The organism is Chitinophaga caeni, from assembly GCF_002557795.1.
Taxonomy (GTDB): domain Bacteria; phylum Bacteroidota; class Bacteroidia; order Chitinophagales; family Chitinophagaceae; genus Chitinophaga; species Chitinophaga caeni.
The window spans coordinates 4,509,033-4,528,617 of the sequence record NZ_CP023777.1; the positions used below are offsets into that span (position 1 = coordinate 4,509,033).

The 19,585-nt window shown below is 40.8% G+C and carries 15 protein-coding genes; 9 read left to right on the forward strand and 6 right to left on the reverse strand.

All coding sequences use genetic code 11. The features are described from left to right. The first annotated feature begins 20 nt into the window (after positions 1-20). Positions 21-638 (forward strand): outer membrane beta-barrel protein, encoded by a 618-nt coding sequence (locus COR50_RS18940; RefSeq protein WP_098195447.1) that lies wholly within the window; start codon positions 21-23, stop codon positions 636-638. An 879-nt stretch (positions 639-1,517) separates the two neighbouring features. Here the strand turns inward: COR50_RS18940 and COR50_RS18945 are convergent. The 3 genes from COR50_RS18945 to COR50_RS18955 all read right to left on the reverse strand — a co-directional run bounded on the left by COR50_RS18945 (position 1,518) and on the right by COR50_RS18955 (position 4,545). Then, the gene (locus COR50_RS18945) at positions 1,518-2,072 is read right to left on the reverse strand and encodes a DUF4136 domain-containing protein (RefSeq protein WP_098195448.1); all 555 of its coding nucleotides are present in this window, start codon (positions 2,070-2,072) and stop codon (positions 1,518-1,520) included. Between the two features lie 401 nt (positions 2,073-2,473). After that, positions 2,474-3,532, reverse strand: a complete 1,059-nt coding sequence (locus tag COR50_RS18950) for a DUF481 domain-containing protein (RefSeq protein ID WP_098195449.1) — start codon at positions 3,530-3,532, stop codon at positions 2,474-2,476. Next, a complete protein-coding gene (locus COR50_RS18955) occupies positions 3,526-4,545 on the reverse strand; it encodes a hypothetical protein (protein ID WP_157761003.1) in 1,020 nt (339 codons plus the stop codon). The genes COR50_RS18950 and COR50_RS18955 overlap by 7 nt, the downstream gene beginning before the upstream one ends. Positions 4,546-5,349: 804 nt before the next feature. Here COR50_RS18955 and COR50_RS18960 point away from each other — a divergent pair. The 4 genes from COR50_RS18960 to COR50_RS18975 all read left to right on the forward strand — a co-directional run bounded on the left by COR50_RS18960 (position 5,350) and on the right by COR50_RS18975 (position 9,615). Beyond that, a complete protein-coding gene (locus tag COR50_RS18960; RefSeq protein WP_098195451.1) occupies positions 5,350-6,207 on the forward strand; it encodes a hypothetical protein in 858 nt (285 codons plus the stop codon). Between the two features lie 333 nt (positions 6,208-6,540). Continuing rightward, entirely contained in the window at positions 6,541-7,356 is an 816-nt protein-coding gene (locus tag COR50_RS18965; protein ID WP_198405705.1) for a hypothetical protein, read from the forward strand. Positions 7,357-7,391: 35 nt separating this feature from the next. After that, a complete protein-coding gene (locus tag COR50_RS18970; RefSeq protein ID WP_098196320.1) occupies positions 7,392-9,017 on the forward strand; it encodes an arylsulfatase in 1,626 nt (541 codons plus the stop codon). A 133-nt stretch (positions 9,018-9,150) separates the two neighbouring features. Continuing rightward, a complete protein-coding gene (locus COR50_RS18975; protein ID WP_157761004.1) occupies positions 9,151-9,615 on the forward strand; it encodes a hypothetical protein in 465 nt (154 codons plus the stop codon). A gap of 16 nt (positions 9,616-9,631) precedes the next feature. Here the strand turns inward: COR50_RS18975 and COR50_RS18980 are convergent, their stop codons facing one another. The 3 genes from COR50_RS18980 to COR50_RS18990 all read right to left on the reverse strand — a co-directional run bounded on the left by COR50_RS18980 (position 9,632) and on the right by COR50_RS18990 (position 13,817). Next, positions 9,632-10,675: a DUF4932 domain-containing protein gene (locus COR50_RS18980; RefSeq protein WP_098195453.1), complete on the reverse strand. Its 1,044-nt coding sequence runs from the start codon at positions 10,673-10,675 to the stop codon at positions 9,632-9,634. Positions 10,676-10,823: 148 nt separating this feature from the next. Beyond that, positions 10,824-12,023: an SUMF1/EgtB/PvdO family nonheme iron enzyme gene (locus COR50_RS18985; protein WP_157761005.1), complete on the reverse strand. Its 1,200-nt coding sequence runs from the start codon at positions 12,021-12,023 to the stop codon at positions 10,824-10,826. 33 nt (positions 12,024-12,056) lie between these two features. Continuing rightward, positions 12,057-13,817 (reverse strand): hypothetical protein, encoded by a 1,761-nt coding sequence (locus tag COR50_RS18990; RefSeq protein WP_098195454.1) that lies wholly within the window; start codon positions 13,815-13,817, stop codon positions 12,057-12,059. A 340-nt stretch (positions 13,818-14,157) separates the two neighbouring features. On the opposite strand from COR50_RS18990, the gene COR50_RS19000 reads away from it, so the two are divergent. From COR50_RS19000 to COR50_RS19015, 4 genes are all read left to right on the forward strand, one after another. Next, on the forward strand, positions 14,158-16,011 hold the full coding sequence (locus COR50_RS19000; protein ID WP_198405706.1) for a sensor histidine kinase: 1,854 nt from the start codon (positions 14,158-14,160) through the stop codon (positions 16,009-16,011). 10 nt (positions 16,012-16,021) lie between these two features. Next, complete coding sequence (locus tag COR50_RS19005; protein WP_098195457.1) at positions 16,022-16,648, forward strand: response regulator; 627 nt, start codon at positions 16,022-16,024, stop codon at positions 16,646-16,648. Between the two features lie 1,024 nt (positions 16,649-17,672). Next, complete coding sequence (locus tag COR50_RS19010; RefSeq protein WP_098195458.1) at positions 17,673-18,227, forward strand: RNA polymerase sigma factor; 555 nt, start codon at positions 17,673-17,675, stop codon at positions 18,225-18,227. Between the two features lie 66 nt (positions 18,228-18,293). Beyond that, positions 18,294-19,463, forward strand: a complete 1,170-nt coding sequence (locus COR50_RS19015) for a FecR family protein (protein ID WP_098195459.1) — start codon at positions 18,294-18,296, stop codon at positions 19,461-19,463. Positions 19,464-19,585 lie beyond the last annotated feature (122 nt).

A 19,585-nucleotide genomic window follows, 5' to 3' on the forward strand; every position in this document is an offset into this window, starting at 1 on the left:
TCACCCAAAATCATTGCATCATGAAAAAAATTCTCCTTACTATAGTTGTTTTGTTTTTCCTAAACAGGGCAACACAGGCGCAAACTAACCCGGTGAGTAATTTATACGGGTTATCCTGGGAAATCAGCATCCCCACTAACAATGACTTTCTAGACAAAACCAGTTTTGCAGGCGGGCGATTTGAATACCGTCATTTCTTATCCCAAGCGCCGGTTTCATTCGGCGTTTCGTTAAGTTGGAATTCATACGAGCAGTACATCCCCACGCAAACGATCACTTACAAAGATGGTAATGCTGCCATAACAACGGATATGGATCGCATCATATACACCGTGCCCATCCTGGCAACCGCCCATTATTATTTTAATAACAACAGCGCGGTAACTCCCTATGCAGGTGTTGGTGTCGGCGCACAATATAGTGAGCAAGACATTTATTACAACATATTTGTTACAGATGAGTACAACTGGGGATTCGCGGTAAGACCGGAGATAGGTGTATTAATACATCCCAAAAGCAATAATTGGGGATTCCTACTAAGTGCAAACTACAATTTCGCAACAAACAAAAACAGTTTGTTTGATATCAATAATCTTAAGAGTTTCTCATTTAACATAGGACTCTATATTGGTCAATAATAGTAACAAGTACAGTACAAAAATTAAACGGTATAAGAGCTTTGCTTATTAGCAAAGATTTGATGATTGCTAATTTGTTTATGCTTAGGAACGGCTACGTCTTATCTAGGACGTAGCCTTTATATTGAGCTATTACGATGAATAATACATTCATAAAAACGTTTTCATCAAATTTATACATTATTGTCTGACTAAATTTTCAATGAAAAAAATTATAATCGCCTTAAAAGTTCGATTCAATGTTCATCTGCTCGTTTTTGGAACCTTTTTGCTTGCCAAAAAGTATCAAAAAGGGCAAAAATTGGCCATCACGGCCGCCAATTTGATCGCTCTATCCAGCTTTTGTGCTACTGTATGACCCAGCTACCGTTCGCTATTAAAAGTACGAAGTTCTACGGTTTGTTGGCCGGGTTGAATAGATCATCATTCGCTTATATCCTTGACCAGGTAAGGACTTCAAGTAAATTTAAAGCAATTTTAGTCGTACAACAATGATACTTTTAGTATAAAGCTATAACAGCCATAATAAGAAAGAGATCACTTTACACCTATCATTAACAAGTTATTTACATTCCGCGAATATTAAGTGTTACCTTCCTCCTAATTTTAACTATAATAACTTATAATCCGGTCAATGCTAAAAAAACATTGCTAGCTGCGGAAAATGCTTAACAACTGCAATACAATGCACCCGCCGGCAAAAAAACAACCCGCACCTTTGTTGCCATGATAAAATACCAGGACATACCTGGATAAAGAACAAAAAACCCGGCAAATATAGAAATACTTACCAGGTTATTAATATGAGTTTGCATCTAACTCAAACGTCTACTCAAAGTCATTCTCGAACATTCAATAGTTTCGTATAATCAAGAAAAATTATTTAGCTGGAGGCAGTGTAGCCATGATCTTACTAATAGCTTTCGGTATTTTGGTATCGGGATCTTTAATTGGTCCGTCAATTTCGCTATTCCCAACACCTTCCCAAATTAACTCCCGCTTACCGCGGTCAATAACATCGATAATAAGCGAACCATCGATGTAATTATCAACAGAAAAAGTGGTGTTGCTGGACATCATACCCATACCACCCCAATAATACGGGCGGTAAAAGCCGCCGTAACCGTAATAATCAGTATTAGCAGTAACGCTTTTACCCTCTTTCGTAATCGCTACCGGGTTTACCAACAAATCAGCCGTGGAGGTATCCGCTTCAGTATAACCCTTAGCCATCATCGTTGCTATGATAGCCGATTTAACCCTGTTGCGGTTCATCTCGCTGATAGGACTCTCATCGCCTGTAGGATTATATAAAGCGAATGTTTTAAACTTGGAGAAATCGGCATTCGAGTTTACATCATGTGTAACTTTCAATGTCGGTCCACAAGCTACGAGTAATAACATCGTTGCGATGTATAAGGTGATTTTTTTCATATCGGAAGATTTATTTGAACAATTTTTATCATTATTGTCCGACTAAATTTTAACCGGGGAGCAATTTGATTCCTCAATAGTTCGATTCAATGTTCATCTGCTCGTTTCTTGTACTTTTTTGCTTGCCCAAAAAAGTACAAATAAAGGGCACAAATTGGCCATTACGGCCACCAATTTAATCGCTCGATCTGGCCTTTCTACTACTGTATGCCCAAGCTAACCTTCGCTATCAAAGGTGCGAAGTTCCACGGTTCTCTTTGCGGGGGTGAATGTATCATCCTTCGCTTATATCCTTGTCCAGGAAAGGAATTCAAGTAACTTTAAAGCATTCTTAGTCCGACAACAATTAATTTTTATTAAAAAATCCGGTTCACTTTAGCTGTTATACAGCATCATTTTCCTCACCAAGAATACCCGACACTAAATACAGCGCCATAATCGACCTTTTGCGAAACATCGCTTGGCGGCTTGCTATCAAAATCGAAATAGACTTGAATGTTAATATTCAGATGCGAAATCACTTTCCAATACAGCACAATATTTTGGTCAATACGCCAGCGGCCTGATTGTGACAAACTATAAAACAGGGTATTCGTTGCTTGCAATTTCAGTTCCGGTGTTCCCAGTTTAAACAGGTAATAATTTACCAACAAGGGTATTTCCAAGGATAGCGAACTATTATTAGTGCTACTATCAGCGCTAAACTCGTTCTGGGCCGAAATACCGGTTGCAGCCCTGAAATCATGCATACGGTTCTTGATGATAATCGGTCCAATAGCCTCTGCCAATTGAAAACGGGCCCTTACACCTAACTCTGTACTTCTTTGGAATTGGAATGAGGATATTACGAACCATTTCTTCCAAAATTCCCGGTAGGCCTGCAATGTAAAATCAGCTTTCTCGATCCCCCTGAAATCTTTATCAATCGTATACATCAAGTCACCATTATTTACAAAGATCCATTTCTTAGTGCTGTACGTAATCCTGTGATTCGCATTAATACGACCGATGTTACTATTCCTCGAATAAGAGAACCCCAAGCTTACATTCCCGTCCAACCGCTTCCAAAAATCATCATCCAAATTTTGGATGTTATCCAGGTCCTGGATGAATAAATCAACGGTATCCGTAGCTTGGTAAATCCTTACCCAACCGGGGGCTTTACCGTAGTCGATTAACCCGTAATACCTTTGATTATAAACCGTTTCCACGAGGTATACCTTCCGCATTGCGCGGATATACTCGATATCCTTGAGCTTTGCTGTAATGATATCGCTCACGATGTCAGGATCAAAGTTAAGCTCCCCCCTTTGTATCTGTTTGAGCTTTCCCTGTAATACATCTCCATTTTTAAAGCGGATAATATCCAGGCTACTGGAGTCTGTAATTATTTGCGCCCTGAGCATGCATGGTAGCGCGGTCAATAATGGCAACATCAATATCCAAACTAACCTTACCACCGCCAGCGATAATTTCCAGATAATAAGAATGATGACCTACCGCCCAAGAAACCAAGTTCAGAGCGAACTTGCCACCGTTTGTTAAATTGGTACTGCATACCCACCAACATGCTCCAATGCGAAGTAGGATTTTTTTCCAACGAATAATCTACTTGGAGGTCGTTGGGCAAACCATCAATCTTATCCTTGATCGCCTTCGTTATTTCTTTAACCACTAATTTCTGCCCGGGATCTAAAGCTTGGTACCATGCTTCCCCTTCCGATAAAATTTTATCGATTTGCTCTTGGCTCATATTTGGCCCCAGGTCCGACAGGCTAATGGAACCAACGGTTCCTTTATTTACATAAAACCCCGTTGTTCCGATCCAACAAGTAATCGCGCGTTCACGGTGCTTTTTAAAAGAATAGTTATACCCTAAGCGTGGAGTTACCATTAATGCTTTTACCGGTTCATCCAGTTTATCGAGGTGTGTCCAGGTATAGTTGATATCGGTAATGGTAACAATTCCATGATAGCCGCCAGCTATCGTTGTGCCAAGTCCGAAAGTATTCCCTTTAAATTTTGCTTCGCTGGTAAATTGAAAGGGAGAAACGATGCTTACGTTTGTCTTGGCATGCACCAACCCAACTATTGCATATAAATCAAGGAAGGGCAAAAGCCAGAGGTCAATACGGCTGGTCAGCCCTTGCATCGTTGTTCTTACCTTACCAAATTTGATAAAATCCATCGGCACTAATCCATTGCCATTAAAACCTACTTCGAGGTTATTGATGGTAACATCTTGTCTCCCGGCATTCAAGTTAAGCATTACCCCGACCGGGTATTGAATATCAAAACCTTTATATACCGCTTTACGGCCCCAAATTGGGAACCTGTAAGGGTAACCGACCCTTTGAATACTATCCAGGTAATGTTTTTGATTATTGGCGATCTTCATCCCAGCCCCCGCTTGCCCGTAAACAGTCCCAACTAAAAATGAAAGCCCTAAAGCGTATATAATAAATTTCATCATAATTAATTTTGGTGAAAGGCAAGGAGAAAACTCCCTGCCCGCTCAAACCATTTTAATCAACCATTTATGAAATAGAACCCTTAATTCTTAGAAAAGAAAAAGATAAAAATGCAGGGTGAGAACACCCCGCAAGGTTCATCACCTGTAGATTCCACGCTTTGAATGTTACTGGAACCTAACAAGAATGAATCACGATGGCGGGCTGTAATATCTTTAGCAGCAGCTACCGTATTAATGATAACCCGAATATCGTTTATAAGGGTAGAGTTACAGCCTAGGAACTTGTATGATTCCTATCAGCCCTCTACCACCTGTGACTCCCAGGCTGGCTCTACCACGATTTATCGTATCCTCTAAGGTGATGATGTTCTTAATAAAGCCATCTATATTACTACAGCTTAGGATACAGTGGATGACTATAACATTTAACCCCATTTACCAGCTATGGCCGATATTTCCTGGGAATCTACAGTTATGATAAGCCATTGGGAATCTTGCCCGTATATTTAAAACCTACACGGTGAAAAAAATTTGTCCTGATCTTTGAAGATGATGATCCGTTTATGCGAAGGAAGGTTGTATGAATAGATTAACATAGAAAATAGAAAAAGGTTAAATCATTTTAATATTTTTTTTGTCATAGCAATAAATATCTATAATAGTTAATCGATATTTAAATATCGATTAACACCACTATTTCTATCTTCGAAATAATTTTGAAGAAACACTCCCAAACATTCTTCACGTTGTTATTGTTTATTTTTATTGATCCATCAATTTTTTATAGGCATTAAAAAAACAACTATGAAAAATCATACATTATTCTTTGGTGTAATTTGGACAATTCTCCTGGCGTTGGGAGTGCAGGAAAGCTTCGGCCAGTCAACGAAAACACGGAAACCCCCTCCATGGTATGTCCAAAAATTCAAAGTTTCGGCAGGCGCATTCTTCCCTGTAAATAATACCGATATCTCCGTTGGCAATAACAATGGGAATATCGGTACTAATATCGATTTCGAAGACGACCTGGGCTTCAATAAAAATATCGGCACGTTCCTGGCAAATTTTCAATGGAGAGCCAGCAGGCGGTCAAAATTTGACTTGAGCTATTTCCGCGTCGCAAGAAAATCAGATTATACATTAAAAAGAGATATTACATTTGGCGACAACACTTACAACGTTGACGCGGGCATTCATGCGTATTTTAACACTAATATTTACAGGTTCTCTTATGGGTATGCATTTTTAGTTGATCCCAAGTACGAGGTAGGATTACTTGTGGGAGCACATGTCGTTGGGCTTAATACGGGCATTGAATTAACAGGAGCTAACGTGGGAGCCTCTGTCAAAGATGACTTCGGCATCACGGCGCCCTTACCCGATTTTGGAGCCTGGGGAAGTTATTCATTCGGTTCACGATGGTATGCCAATGCCGAATTTGATTATTTTGCCCTAACCGTCAATGATTATAAAGGGCGGATACTGGCATACAACTTAAACCTGAATTACAGGGCATATAAAGGACTCGATATCTCCTTGGGCTTCACCGGGTTGAATGCCAGGGTAGATGCGGAAAAGAAAAGATTGGTCGGGTATTTTAAATGGGGCTATAACGGGCCTTCGGTGGCAGTAAGTTATACTTTCGGGAAGTCAATTCAATAGAACCGTTCATTGATCTTAGTTTACCCAACATTTACCATTGCTTTGAACAAAATATAAAACCCGCTGTTAAGTTAAGTTATAGAAATACGTAAAATCCTCAATTACCTAAGCATACAAAATATTAGCACTCATCTCTTCTCCTAAGTAAACAGTAGCATTCTCTCGCTTTAACCAGTGTATAGTTCAACTGGTATTGGAAAAGTATCGGGGCACCTAAAAAGCAACTCCATACTTAACAGGGAAGGTACGCATTCTAATTTCCCAAGTTTTGAACCCGGGGAATTTATATATCTTCTTAAAGCGGATAATTCATTGGTAAAACAAAATGCTGCTATGATGCATCCTTTCAAATTTTATCATTTCAAAATCTTTAGCATTGGGTTGCTATTAAGCCTATTCATCCCTATACACGCTCGCTGCCAGGAAAGTGATGCTTCGGCAGCCCAGGCCAATAACCCACTGGCCAACATGACCGCTCTCAATTTCCATGACTATTATGTACCGAAGCTCAGCAATACGGAAGAAGGTTCTTATATGAATACCGGCTGGGTCAGGTTTGCTGCACCATTCGCAAAGGGAAAACTGCTGATAAGGGTTTCCGTCCCGTTAAGCACAATAGCCATACAAAGTTCTAATACCGTTACCAATGCAAATGGATTAGGCGATGTAAATGCGTTCCTGTCTTACAACTTCGTATCCAAGCCTGCTGCCACCATCGGTATAGGCCCGATGGTATCCACACCATCAGCAACCAACAATGTATTGGGTACAGGTAAGTGGCAAGGTGGCTTTGCATTCGTGGCATTCATTGCCAAGTCGCCCGTATTCCAGTTCGGTGGCCTGGTTACTTGGCAAGCATCATTCGCAGGACAATCCAACCGTGCGTCCACGAACATCGGCGCCGTGCAACCCTTTTATTTCTGGCAACTGGGGAAGGGAACCTATTTGAGAGGCGCTCCCACCTGGGCATTCGACTTTAAGAACGAGGCTTATTCCGTGCCATTGGCATTGGGTATAGGCAAAGTAGTAAAACTTGGCAGCACGGTTTGTAACCTCTTCGTAGAACCACAATATTCATTATTGATTTACGGAGTACAACCACAATTTCAAGTTTTTACAGGCATTAACCTACAATTCTCAAAAAAATGATGTGTCAATTTTCATTAATCAATAAACTTATGATCATGTTAACTAAGAAAACCGCTGCAATCACCTTGGCACTAGCTTTTACGATATTCTCCCTCGGTGTAACTGCGCAAACAAACTCGAACAGGCCGAAGAAGCCCAATATTATTATGTTGATATCAGATGATACCGGCTGGGGAGACCTCGGTGTTTACGGGGGCGGTGAAGGTAGGGGGATGCCCACCCCGAACCTCGACCGGATGGCAAAAGAAGGAATGCAATTCTGGGATTTCTACGGGCAACCAAGCTGCACGCCCGGAAGAGCCGCCATGATAACAGGGCGTATACCAAACAGAAGCGGGATGACTACCGTTGCCTTCCAAGGTCAAGGTGGCGGTTTGCCTGCCGCGGAATGGACACTGGCTTCAGTATTGAAGAAAGCTAATTATAAAACCTATTTCTCCGGCAAATGGCATCTAGGAGAAGCGGATTACGCGATGCCAATTGCGCAGGGGTTTGATAAGATGGAAAACGTGATCTTGTATCACCTGAATGCTTATACATATGCTTTCCCTTCCTGGAACCCCGACATGTCCCCGGAAATGATAGCCTTCTTTCAAAAAATAACCACCGGTATTTTAGAAGGGGAAGCAGGTTCCAAGGCCAGGGAAATATCAAAAGTGACAGAAGATAATATCGCTGAATTGGATATGATGATGACCGATAAAGTATTAAAACAATTAGATAGTTACGGTAAAGGCGGCGATCCGTTTTTCATGTGCGTAAACTTCTGTAAAAATCACCAGCCCAACTTACCATCTAAACAATTTGTTGGCAAATCCATGGCAAAATCAAAGTATGCAGATGCCGTTGTTGAAATGGATTACAATGTAGGCAGGATCATGGATAAAATTAGGGAACTGGGAATTAGTGAAAACACTTTCGTAATCTACACAGTTGATAACGGCGCTTGGCAAGATGTGCATCCTGATGCCGGGTACACGCCATTTAGGGGATCGAAAGGAACGGATCGCGAAGGTGGTAGCCGCGTACCTGCCATAGCCTGGTGGCCGGGGCAAATTAAGGCCGGCAGCACAAGCTTCGATATCGTAGGTGGCCTGGACCTCATGGCAACATTTGCCAGCCTTGCCGGGATATCATTACCGACACAAGATCGCGAAGGTAAACCGATCATATTTGATAGTTATGATATGTCGAATGTCTTATTCCACGAAGGGGAACCTTTACGGAAAATGTGGTATTACTTTACGGAATCCGAACTTTCACCTGGCGCTGTAAGAATCGGGAAATGGAAAGCCGTATTTAATTTGCGCGGCGATAACGGGGCCCAATCAGGAAGTGATATGCCGGGGCAACAATTGGGTTGGCGCGGCGCCGAAAAGTACGTAGCTACCGTACCTGCCATTTATAATATTTGGCAAGATCCTCAAGAGCGATACGATGTATTCATGAATGGCTTTACTGAAAAAACTTGGACGCTCGTAATCTTCAATAAAGCGATTCAAAATATCATGGAAACTTATGTAAAATATCCACCGAGACCATTACAGAGCGAAGTTTATACTGGACCTCTTGAAATTACGAAGTTCAGGACATTACAGGAAGCCAAAAGAATGCTGGAAGAAAAAGGGGTAAAACTTCCCCAGATGAAGATCGAAGAATAACCCGTCTCAATATAATACCGCTACCGGCCAGCTAATGCCCGGTAGCGGTATCCCTTACACTGATAATATTGCCATGAAAATAAAAACCCGTTTAATTTGTACCTTTCTCTTGATAATACTCGGCTCGACAAGCATGAACATTTATGCACAGGAGATGAAAAAACACGCTATTTCACTAGTACTGGGACATGCTCATATCAGTAAAGGAACGGATGAAAACGGTGGCAAAAAATGGTTAGTAAGCCCGGCATGGGGATTGGATTACAATTTCCATATCAATGAAAAATGGGCTTTAGGTTTGCATAATGACATTATACTGGAAGATTTTTCCATTTATGGTAAAGAAGAGATAGAACGGAATTATCCATTTTCGAGCTGTATTGTAGGCTCGTTCAAACCCAAGGAATTTTTAACCACCTTGATTGGCTTCGGCGGTGAATTTGCCGGGGAAGGTAATTATTTTTTATGCCGGGCCGGGATCGAATTTGGCTTCGGGTTTGGAAAAAATTGGGAATGCAATCCCAGCCTTACTTATGACATCAAGATAAACGCTTATGATACCTGGTTGATTGGCCTAGGGGTAACGAAGTTGTTTTAATGCTTAAACAGTAAGATCAAGATTTATATTCCTGTTCCATCCATTTAATTATTTCCGGGTAAAAATCTTCGATCGTTTTATACCTAGACCTTTGTGTAATATACTGATCAAAGAATTGATATAGCTTTTTAGCCCATTTAAAATGGAAGGATTGATTCTCAATCTCCTTTCTCCCTGCTTCGGTTCCATATTTCAACTTCAATATGCAAGCCACTGCAACCCTTACCACCAATTCATCTGCTTCATTCTCCCATTCATCTTCTTCCAACGTTTTACCATTGGAAGTTTCCAAAAAGAGTTTCCTTATGGCATATACACGATCGTGGTAAGTCGTAATAAAACTTTCCAGGTAAACATGGGAACATTCATGGGCCACCACGTTTATATAAGGTTTAAAAACAACGGGCGATTCATTAGTCAAACTGTCCGTATCTTCGGAAAGATAAGCCAACCTGCTAATACGCACTCCTCTATACTTGGGATTGTTGAGAACAATAGCATTATTGCCGAGATTATTCAATAAATCAAGGTAAATCCTGAATTCTGCCTGCTGATGACTGCCATAGAAACGTTCCAGGTCCTGCAATATCCCGGATTTACGTATCGTATCTTCCGCCGCTTTGCAAACCTCTCGATATAAAGGTTGATGCTGCTCAATGAAGGCGCTCACGTTACAGTCTTTATAAAACCGGTTTAGCCGGTTTAAAAATGTATCGAGATGGCTACTCCTGATGTAATTCCTTTCAAGAGGTTCTATAAGGGCAAACGGCGCCTTCTTCGATAAAAAAATGCCCAGGGAAGCAATATCATAACCATCCCAACTATCGAGGTTCCGGTACCAATTTAAAGCAGGATGTAATTTACAATCTTGAAAATATTGCATAAAATCCCTGTAATACCTTGAAGGCGTAGGTTTCGTTTCCAAAGTATCCTGCGTGGCAAGGGTATAAAATATACTAATTGCTTCAAAACGGCTATCCACGTTTACGGTAAATTTTGCTTGCGTGTAGCCAGCCCGGGCCATTAATAAGGCAATGGTTAAGCAAACGATGTTTCGCATGATTTTGAAATTTACTGAAATATCAAAATCAAGTTATTAAAATTCCCGGGAATTCTGAAACGGGATAATTTCTCAACCCGGCGCCCACAAGACAACTTTGCAGGACAAACCTTTTTGTCACCTATACTTTATCGTTTGCAAAATCATATTACAATCCCATCACCAACCTGAAATTGTAATGGCCCTTCCCCGGTTCCTTTTCCCTGGTTTTAAATATCTCGGCATTCCCTACCCTCGATGCTGCCAATTGCCGCTGCCCTATAGTAGCACTTTTCATATCGTTAGGTAAATTATCTTCATCGATAACTAACTCGGAAATACCGCTATAATAAGAGCTTCCCTTGGTAAAGAAAACCATATCCAGCTCGTTGTTTTTCCCAACCGGTAGCCAATCTTTATAAGTGTAAATATATTTATACTTATATCCCTTTCTTTTTTTACCGCCGATGATATAACTATGCTTCAAAAGCTGTTGTTTTTGTCCGCCGCGTGCGGCATATTCCCATTCCCTCGCTGTAAGTAACCTGAATTGTTTACCGGTTAACTTGTTCAACCTTTCAATAAATTTCAGTATATCTTGGTATGGCTTACTAACCAGGCGTTGGGGATAAACAGGTTGCAAGCTCTTATTTAGCATCACGGTATTCTTATCAGTCCAAAAATTTTCCGTAGCCGGTTTATTCCTGTAGCCGGGAGACAAACTTACAGACGTAATTGTACCGGGCATCACGGCCCACCATAATTCATCCGTTACCAGGTTCTTGGATACATAATAATCGTGATCGATTGAATCCCTATTCGGGCGATACCCGGTAGTATCCTTGTACCCGTTCGATCTGTATACATAAATATTGCAACGGGCATCGCGGTAATATGCACCTTGTTTAACGAGCGCCATTTTTGTAAGGAAGTCTTGAATAATCCTGTCTTTCTCCTTTTGTTCCGACGCTCTCATTGATTTAACATTGGCGTTCCAGGTGCTTTCATTTACAGGCAATAGGCGGAGCTGGTTACTGATTTCATACACTTCTTTGTATTTATCCTCAAGCCCTTCGATATCATAATTTTGCAAATAATAATTACATTCATCCCTAAGTTGCTTGACTTGATGAAATCCCATGTAAATGTAGTCAAGCCTCGTTATGCCGATAACCAGGCAGCTCCTCGACATAATTTTAAGATGTAGCACCTTGGGGTTTTTGAAACCCATATTCTCCAGTTCCCCAATTTTTGCAATACAAGTAGTATATCGATGATTAATATAATCCTTCTCGGCATCTTCATACTTAAGTTTGGCCATCGTGTTCTGCGCCTGGCTTTGACTAAAGACTAACAGGCAGCAAATCATTAGCCCTACAATTTTTTTTACTTGGATCATCATTTATTCTTTTATCGGGTTGCCCCAGTAATCAACTTTGGCTTTCTTTTTTGGTGAAGTTGTTTTACTACTTTTGCTGGAATCCTTTTTAGGCTTAACCGGGTTACCCCAGTAATCTACTTTCGCATTCCCGGTACCGGACTTATTATCGGCAACCTTTACATTTTTCCCATCGTAATGAATCTCTCTTAACACCATACCGGAACCTGTTAAGCTTTGAATAAAATCGGCCCTGGCATCCATAGCGCTCTGCTCATCCATGTAATAACCGTGAATGGTCCTACCCGGGTTCACCAATTTATTGATATCGGCATCAACGCTGGTTTTCAATGGCCAGGTACCATCTACATACTGACCGATTGCGAATACATTAGAAACTTGCAGGATAGGCTTTTCCGCACCTTTATCCCCCGCGACATAATAAAAGAAGTAGTACAATTTATTTGTATTCACCCTGAACGATGAATTTGGAAGCTGCGCGGAACCGTAATAAGAATATTTCTTTAGAACGGCTTCCCTACTAGCTTTTAAATCTCTCAACCAAGCTTCCCTCCTTTTACGTTCTTCATATTCGCGTTGCCGGCGAAGTTCTTCAGCACGGCGGCGCCTTTCCTCCGCCCTGTACCGGGCCTCCTCCTTCCTGGCCTTTTCATCGGCCTCCCGGTTTAATCTTGCCATCTGGTTATTGAAATAAGCGTTCACACCGGATTTTTGCATCGCATATCCACCAGGGTTTACGGCTGCCGCCATCTTTTCCTGCTGTTGACGCTGATAGGCCCTTCTTTCAGCTTCATAATCTTGGTAGCTTTTACCTTTGCTATAATTACTACCGGATTTTTGGGCGCTGCTACTACTTTTTGCAGCGGAAGCATTCGTATTTTTAGAAGTACTTGAAGCGCTAGACTTATTACTTCCATTTTTACTGCCGTTATGTATAGTACTACCTCCCGAATTGCTGGAGCTGGATTTAAGCACAATCCCCGGCGAACTTTTAGCTGCCGTGTTGGAAGCCTTTGCCGAAGCCGTGGCAGCATCCCCTTTAGCTTTAGCATAAGCCTTCCTGATACGCTCCACCGTCGATTTCAAACTATTAAACTCCGTATCCCTCAATCCACTGGAACTAAGGCTGACAAAAGGTTTCACGGCAACCAAGTTATTAACATCTCTTTGGCTTCCTGAATAATACCGCTCCCCTTTAGAATTGGTCTGGGTACCAATGGGCTTTAACAATTCGTACGGAACGGCGCCATACCAGTTAATTACAGGATCCAAACTATTGAAAGTTAAGGTGACGACAGTTTGCGATTGCCCGTTCAACTTTACTTTGCCGCCCAGGCAACTGGCATCTGTAACCACCATTACGGCCCTGCTGAAATAAGCGATATTATTCTCCCAAATATTTTTATAATTCTCACCGAAAGCCTTGTAAAAAGCATCCGTTTCAAACCTGGCCCTGGTATTGTTCCAGTTATACCGGAAAACTTTTCCATCCGGCATCGTTACATCGAGATAAGCAATGGAGATGTGACCATATACGGCCACTTTTACGGAGCTGTACGCGATCATTCGGTGGTCGATAGTAGCGGATACGCCACCAGCACGAACATTTGGGATATCATTCATGGATTGCCGGAAACTTTCCAACAAGTTATCCGCTCCTCCAATTGAAAAAGCACCATCTGATTGGGCATTGGCACGGGGTATCCATTGGATCAATAGTATAAATAGGCATACGGTATGCCTGGTTCGTTGTAGTGTATTCATGACACCTTTTTTTAATATTGGTTCAGGAGCGTTGATCAATCGGAGTTACGCGCTCATGCATCACTTCGCAACGTACGATACATTAAAAATGTACCGTAATACAGTTGATTATACTTCGATTGGCTATTTCACAGGGCGGGCTCATTTCATAGATTTCACACTATTGCAAGCTTCAAGACGAAATAATATTTATATTTATTACACCACAAAAATATCTACGCTTAACATAAGCGACCAATACCAAGTTTTGGGTATTTTAACCGGTGAATATTTCATCCAAATTTGCAATTAGCGCAATTAAATCATGTATAAAACTACTTGGCTGTATATTGTACTTATCATGCTCCTCCTATTACCTGCTGCCAAAGCACAGCCCGGTAATCAATGGACGGACACCCTATTCGTCGATGGCCCCAACCTGGAACACTTATCAAAATACTTAAGCTTCTGGGTGGATAGTTCTGGTAAAGCAGGCATCGAAGAGGCAACGGCAGCCCTGCGGAACGGAAAATTTAAACACTGGACGCATTACAGCACTTTGAATCTTGGGCTGAACCCCAAGCCCTTATGGTTGCATCTACAGGTAAAAAATATTGCGCTCGAACCGGGCACCTATTGGTGGGCATTATATAGCCATGCAGACACCGTGGAAGTATTTGAAAAAAAGCATACTACCTGGCAGGCTATTGATACCATTTTGTATGCCAGGAGACTTAGCGACCGTAAAATTAAAGTACGCTTTGCAGCAACAAGCGTTCACCTTAAGCCCGGCGAACACAGCTCGCTGCTGTTGAAAGTTCAAAACTACCGGCATACGCAACATGCTATCACGGATTTCACAACACCGGGGCACAATTTGTTGTGGGAGAAAAAATTTTATTGGTATGTAGGTTTATTTTCAGGTTGTTTTTTGCTTACCGGTCTTATCAGTTTAATTACAGGAATCGTATTGAGGAAAAAGATATTTATGCTATTCGGCGTTTACCTGCTTTTAATATTATGCATGAACCTGATGGAAGAACTGATGGTACCAGTAGTTTCCAATAAGTTTATATTTTACTTCCTGGCAAGATCGCATTCTTTGCCCGTTGCCATCGTTGCATTATCGATACATTACCATATTATACTTTATATTTTAAACCCTGCAAAAACTACAAAACTCATACGCCGGCTTAGCTCTATAAACAATGTCATACTCGTCTACGGTGGCATCTATTGGTTATCCTATTTTCTGTTTATGGACACGTTCCATCATGGGCGCTGGCCTTACAATATGCTTTGGAATCTCGGCATCGCCGCCATTTTCATTATAATGTTGCTCACCGTATTAATGATTTTCCTTTCCGTTTATAAAAAGAAGTATTGGTTAATTGTGGCAGTTGCCGCTATCTTATTGTTGTATTTCAATCCTGCCGGGTATTTTTTAAACTATGCAGGCATCATACAATATTACAATATTACGTACCCCAATTATTTTTACTGGATCGTAATTGCGGAGATGATCTGTATCGGCAGTATCCTGGCATGGCAATACAAGAAAACGGAGCGGGAGCATTATGAACTTATCAAACAAAATGCATTACAGGAAGAAAGGATATTACAAAGGGAAATTGAAATACTGGAAGAAGAACGCAAGCAAATTGCCAGGGATTTACACGACGACCTAGGCACTACTTTAAGTGCAACGAAGCTGATTATTACCAACAGTTATGCTCATGACAAAAAATTGGTCAACATGATTACCAGGGCCAATACGGATCTCAGGCATTTTTTCAACCAGCTCTCGCTTTCAGATCTGCATGAATTTGGCATCGTAAAGTTATTGCGTTGGAAAGTCAATGAATGCAACAGCATCGGCACGATACATTTTATGTTCATCAGCATCGGTGAAGAAAACGCTATTCCTATCTCTTTAAAGTTAAATATTTTAAGGATCGGCACGGAATTGCTATCTAATGTTTTAAAACATTCGAAAGCGAGCGAATCAACTTTGCAATTAATTATTGAACCGGGCCAAGTTCTACTCATGATTGAAGATAACGGCACCGGTATAGATCTTTCGAAAACCCGGAAAGGCATGGGGCTCGACAATATCGGGGCAAGGGTGCAGCGATGGAACGGTGAAGTACATATTTCAGGCAGCCAATCCGGGACAACGACCATCATCACGATCCCACTGATCCACAAAACCTAAAACCAGAACGATGAAAGCACATTACGATTTAATCATAGTAGACGACCACCAATTATTTGTTGACGGCCTCGTAAGGATATTAGAAGATGAACCAATATTTTCAGTAATAGGTACCTGTAATAATGGAACGGAACTAAAACACCTCCTCAATGGTTCCCATCCAGACCTGGTAATGCTCGATATTCAAATGGCCGGTTCAAATGGTATCAAGATTTGTAAAGAATTGAAAACGAAATACCCCGGCCTTAAAATCATCTTGATTTCGATGTTCGAGTCGGCCAATATCATCCAGGAGATTAAACATGCCGGGGCCGATGGTTATATTCCTAAATCCACGGATGCCGACTTGGTGAAAGTAACTATTACAGATGTTTTATCCGGGAAAGCCGTATTTATCAAACCCAGCAGAACTGAACATCTCGATGACCTTGGCAGCGGCAACAACGCGTATCTGATCAGCCAGAGAGAAAAAGAAATCATAGAATATATCAAAGATGGTTTAACTTCAAAACGCATCGCGGAAGTATTACACATCAGTCAATATACCGTGGAGACCCACCGTAAAAATATCATGAAAAAATTAAACCTGGGTTCCATCAAGGAACTTATTTCCTATGCTTACAAGCATAACATCTGAATACCTTTTGTCAATTTACCCGCCTAAAAGGATCCCCGCATGCTTATTTTGACATCCTTCCGGTGCTTCCCTCATCTATCAAGCGCCCCTACTCCAGTCAATAGCTGCCAAGAAACATAATAACAATAGAATAAAATAAACGGGCCATCTCGCTGGCAGCTACTTCAAATTATTTTTAACCTGCACTGCACCTATAGACCCATTCAAAGGGTCTTATTAAAAGAAGGAATAGTATAAAAATTAGCAAGTTAACCTCAATAACTGTTCAAATGAAACCATATTTACTAAATAAGAATTGTCAAACTTTAGGGTTAACCCAACCTCAAACAATCAAATGAAGCTCTTCTTCACCATGAGAAGAGCTTCTATTTTACTGGTAATATATAACTCTTAAATAATACTATTTTCACATTTTTAATTGGAAATAATATTTCGCATACATTACCCCTCAAAAAAATAATTTCTTCCTCTAATATATATTTCCCTCATTCAAAAAGCGACAGTTCTTTCCTTGCCAGTAATAACCATTTATTAACAAAGCTCAAATCGTAACGACTTGATATTAAAACATATATCAATTATTATTGCTAAAACAATAGGATTGGATTTTATATCAATATTTTAATTAGCACAGCAATATTTTGGCTTATGAAACATTAACCCGAATGGATTTATTGCCACCGGAAGCCAGGAAAACATCCCGGCAGTCTACTATTAATTTAGTATTAGATTTTTTTTTCAAAGCAACTGCACCTATTGGCTACTTATAGGTGTCATTATAAGTAGAAACTATGATTCGATTCGTTACAATTCCTAGTCTTGGATTGAACTATTCAAAAGTGTTGACTTTGGTGGATAGCTAACTAGGTTTAGTACACACCTTCAGTAGCACAGCTAAAAGTGGCAGCTGTGCTACTTTTCAATCCAAATAATGAATCGAAAGTGTTTCTCGGGACATCATAAGCTATAAGATCTGAAAAAGGTATTCAACGTCACGGGTAATAATATTGAAAGCGATCTTCTGATGAAGGCTGCTAACGGGGATGAATATGTTTACAAGTTACTGTTCGAACAGCATTGGAACCGCGTGTACCAAGTGGCGCTCTCCTTTTTGAAAAATACAGAAGAGGCCAAGGATGCCGTTCAACTAGTATTTATCAAGTTGTGGGAGAAAAGGAGCTATTTGAAAGAAGTAGAAAATTTCGAGGCATGGCTATATGTCATGGCAAGAAATACGATCATCAAGTTGATGAATAAAAAAGTGATTAAACCTGTTGAACTGCCCGGCGATGTGCTGCCGGATAATTACTTGACGCCGGAAGCTGCCATGAATTATAAACAACTCGAAAACCTGCTGCAAGAAGCGGTAGAACGGTTGCCCCCGCAACAGTCTCTCATATTCAAACTCAGCAGGGAAAACGGCTTGACTCATCCGCAAATTGCAAAGCAATTGAATATTGCACCGGCTACTGTAAAAAGCCATATGATCAGGGCTTTGAACTCGATCCGCGAATATATCAGGCAGAAAAGCAGCGTATCTTTGTGGATATTTATTATTGTAAGCGGATTTTTCAAATAATGTTTCTTTATGAAACTGCACCTATCGCCAACTTTTAGGGTCATTAATTAAAACAAGCATGAAATCATGAGTTCTACCGAGCTATTTACCGAATTATTGAACAAGTATGTAACGAATGCGATCAGCGATTCCGAAAAGGAAACACTGTTCCAGATGATCCGGACCGGCAAATACCAAGTAGAACTGGCTTATTGTATCGATGAAATCTTCAACCAATCAAAAGAATGGAATATAGCGGAAGACCACCAATTGAAAACGGAAATATTCGAATATATAAATACGCATAAAGCGCCCTTTCGTAAAATCAATTACCTAAAAACCATCATTTCAATAGCCGCCATACTCGTTGTGCTGCTGACCGGATTATTATTTGTTTTGGATCGTATTCAATCTCCCAAACCACCCGGCAATACGGCTATGAACATAACCGGTGAACCCGGTGGCAACAAAGCGGAACTAGTATTGGCCGATGGTAGCTCCCTGGTATTAGACAGTAATAGCCACCGCAGCTTATTACAAGGCAGTACGCGCGTTCTCCAGGAAGGAGATCAATTGCTATACCAGCCTGATCATAATCATGACGAGAACACGGCTTATAACACGTTAAAAACTCCTAGAGGGGGTAGTTATAAACTGGTGCTACCGGATGGGTCAACAATATGGCTCAATGCGCTATCATCGGTAAAGTTCCCGGTTAATTTTAATAACCAAGCTGCCCGGAAAATTCAAGTAACCGGGGAAATCTATATCGAAGTATCTCCGGGAAAACGGCCTTTCATCGTTTCATCCCCCGAACAAGAAGTCCAGGTCCTGGGTACTAAATTTAATATCAATGCCTACGGCGACGAGAATAAAACCATCACCACACTTATTGAAGGGAAGGTTAAAGTTGTTTACAACCATCATAACGAATTGGTTTTATTACCCGGCCAACAATCATTTATCGATCCGCTGAACTCTTCAAAAATAGTGAAAAAAGAAGCGGATATAGAGCAGGTCACCGCTTGGAAAAATGGCTTTTTCCATTTCGAAAACCAAAGCTTGGATAAGATTACTATGAGCTTATCGAGATGGTATAACATAGACTTTAAACTTGATCCCGCTGCATCTGACCTGAGATTCAGCGCAGTAATGGATAGATCATTAAACTTGGATCAGATCCTGTCGGATTTGTCGGCAACGGGCACCGTGAGATTCGTCAAAGAACAGGACATCATAAAAGTTTATTTAAAATAGCAGAACCAAAATTATCATATACAGTAGACAGGTATATGTGTCTCGAGAATGCCGGATAGAGTAGTTGCCCCGATTCTTTCGGGGCAACTTATATCCAAATCTAAACTATAACCAAAATCAAC

Excerpts from the sequence above, each read along its gene's own strand:
- COR50_RS19010 (WP_098195458.1), top strand. The coding sequence starts at position 17,673 with ATGAAGGCTGCTAACGGGGATGAATATGTTTACAAGTTACTGTTCGAA.
- COR50_RS19015 (WP_098195459.1), top strand. The coding sequence starts at position 18,294 with ATGAGTTCTACCGAGCTATTTACCGAATTATTGAACAAGTATGTAACG.
- COR50_RS18970 (WP_098196320.1), top strand. The coding sequence starts at position 7,392 with ATGTTAACTAAGAAAACCGCTGCAATCACCTTGGCACTAGCTTTTACG.
- COR50_RS18960 (WP_098195451.1), top strand. The coding sequence starts at position 5,350 with ATGAAAAATCATACATTATTCTTTGGTGTAATTTGGACAATTCTCCTG.
- COR50_RS18945 (WP_098195448.1), bottom strand. The coding sequence starts at position 2,072 with ATGAAAAAAATCACCTTATACATCGCAACGATGTTATTACTCGTAGCT.
- COR50_RS18955 (WP_157761003.1), bottom strand. The coding sequence starts at position 4,545 with ATGATGAAATTTATTATATACGCTTTAGGGCTTTCATTTTTAGTTGGG.
- COR50_RS18940 (WP_098195447.1), top strand. The coding sequence starts at position 21 with ATGAAAAAAATTCTCCTTACTATAGTTGTTTTGTTTTTCCTAAACAGG.
- COR50_RS18990 (WP_098195454.1), bottom strand. The coding sequence starts at position 13,817 with ATGAATACACTACAACGAACCAGGCATACCGTATGCCTATTTATACTA.
- COR50_RS18980 (WP_098195453.1), bottom strand. The coding sequence starts at position 10,675 with ATGCGAAACATCGTTTGCTTAACCATTGCCTTATTAATGGCCCGGGCT.
- COR50_RS18965 (WP_198405705.1), top strand. The coding sequence starts at position 6,541 with ATGATGCATCCTTTCAAATTTTATCATTTCAAAATCTTTAGCATTGGG.
- COR50_RS19000 (WP_198405706.1), top strand. The coding sequence starts at position 14,158 with ATGCTCCTCCTATTACCTGCTGCCAAAGCACAGCCCGGTAATCAATGG.
- COR50_RS18975 (WP_157761004.1), top strand. The coding sequence starts at position 9,151 with ATGAACATTTATGCACAGGAGATGAAAAAACACGCTATTTCACTAGTA.
- COR50_RS19005 (WP_098195457.1), top strand. The coding sequence starts at position 16,022 with ATGAAAGCACATTACGATTTAATCATAGTAGACGACCACCAATTATTT.
- COR50_RS18985 (WP_157761005.1), bottom strand. The coding sequence starts at position 12,023 with ATGATTTGCTGCCTGTTAGTCTTTAGTCAAAGCCAGGCGCAGAACACG.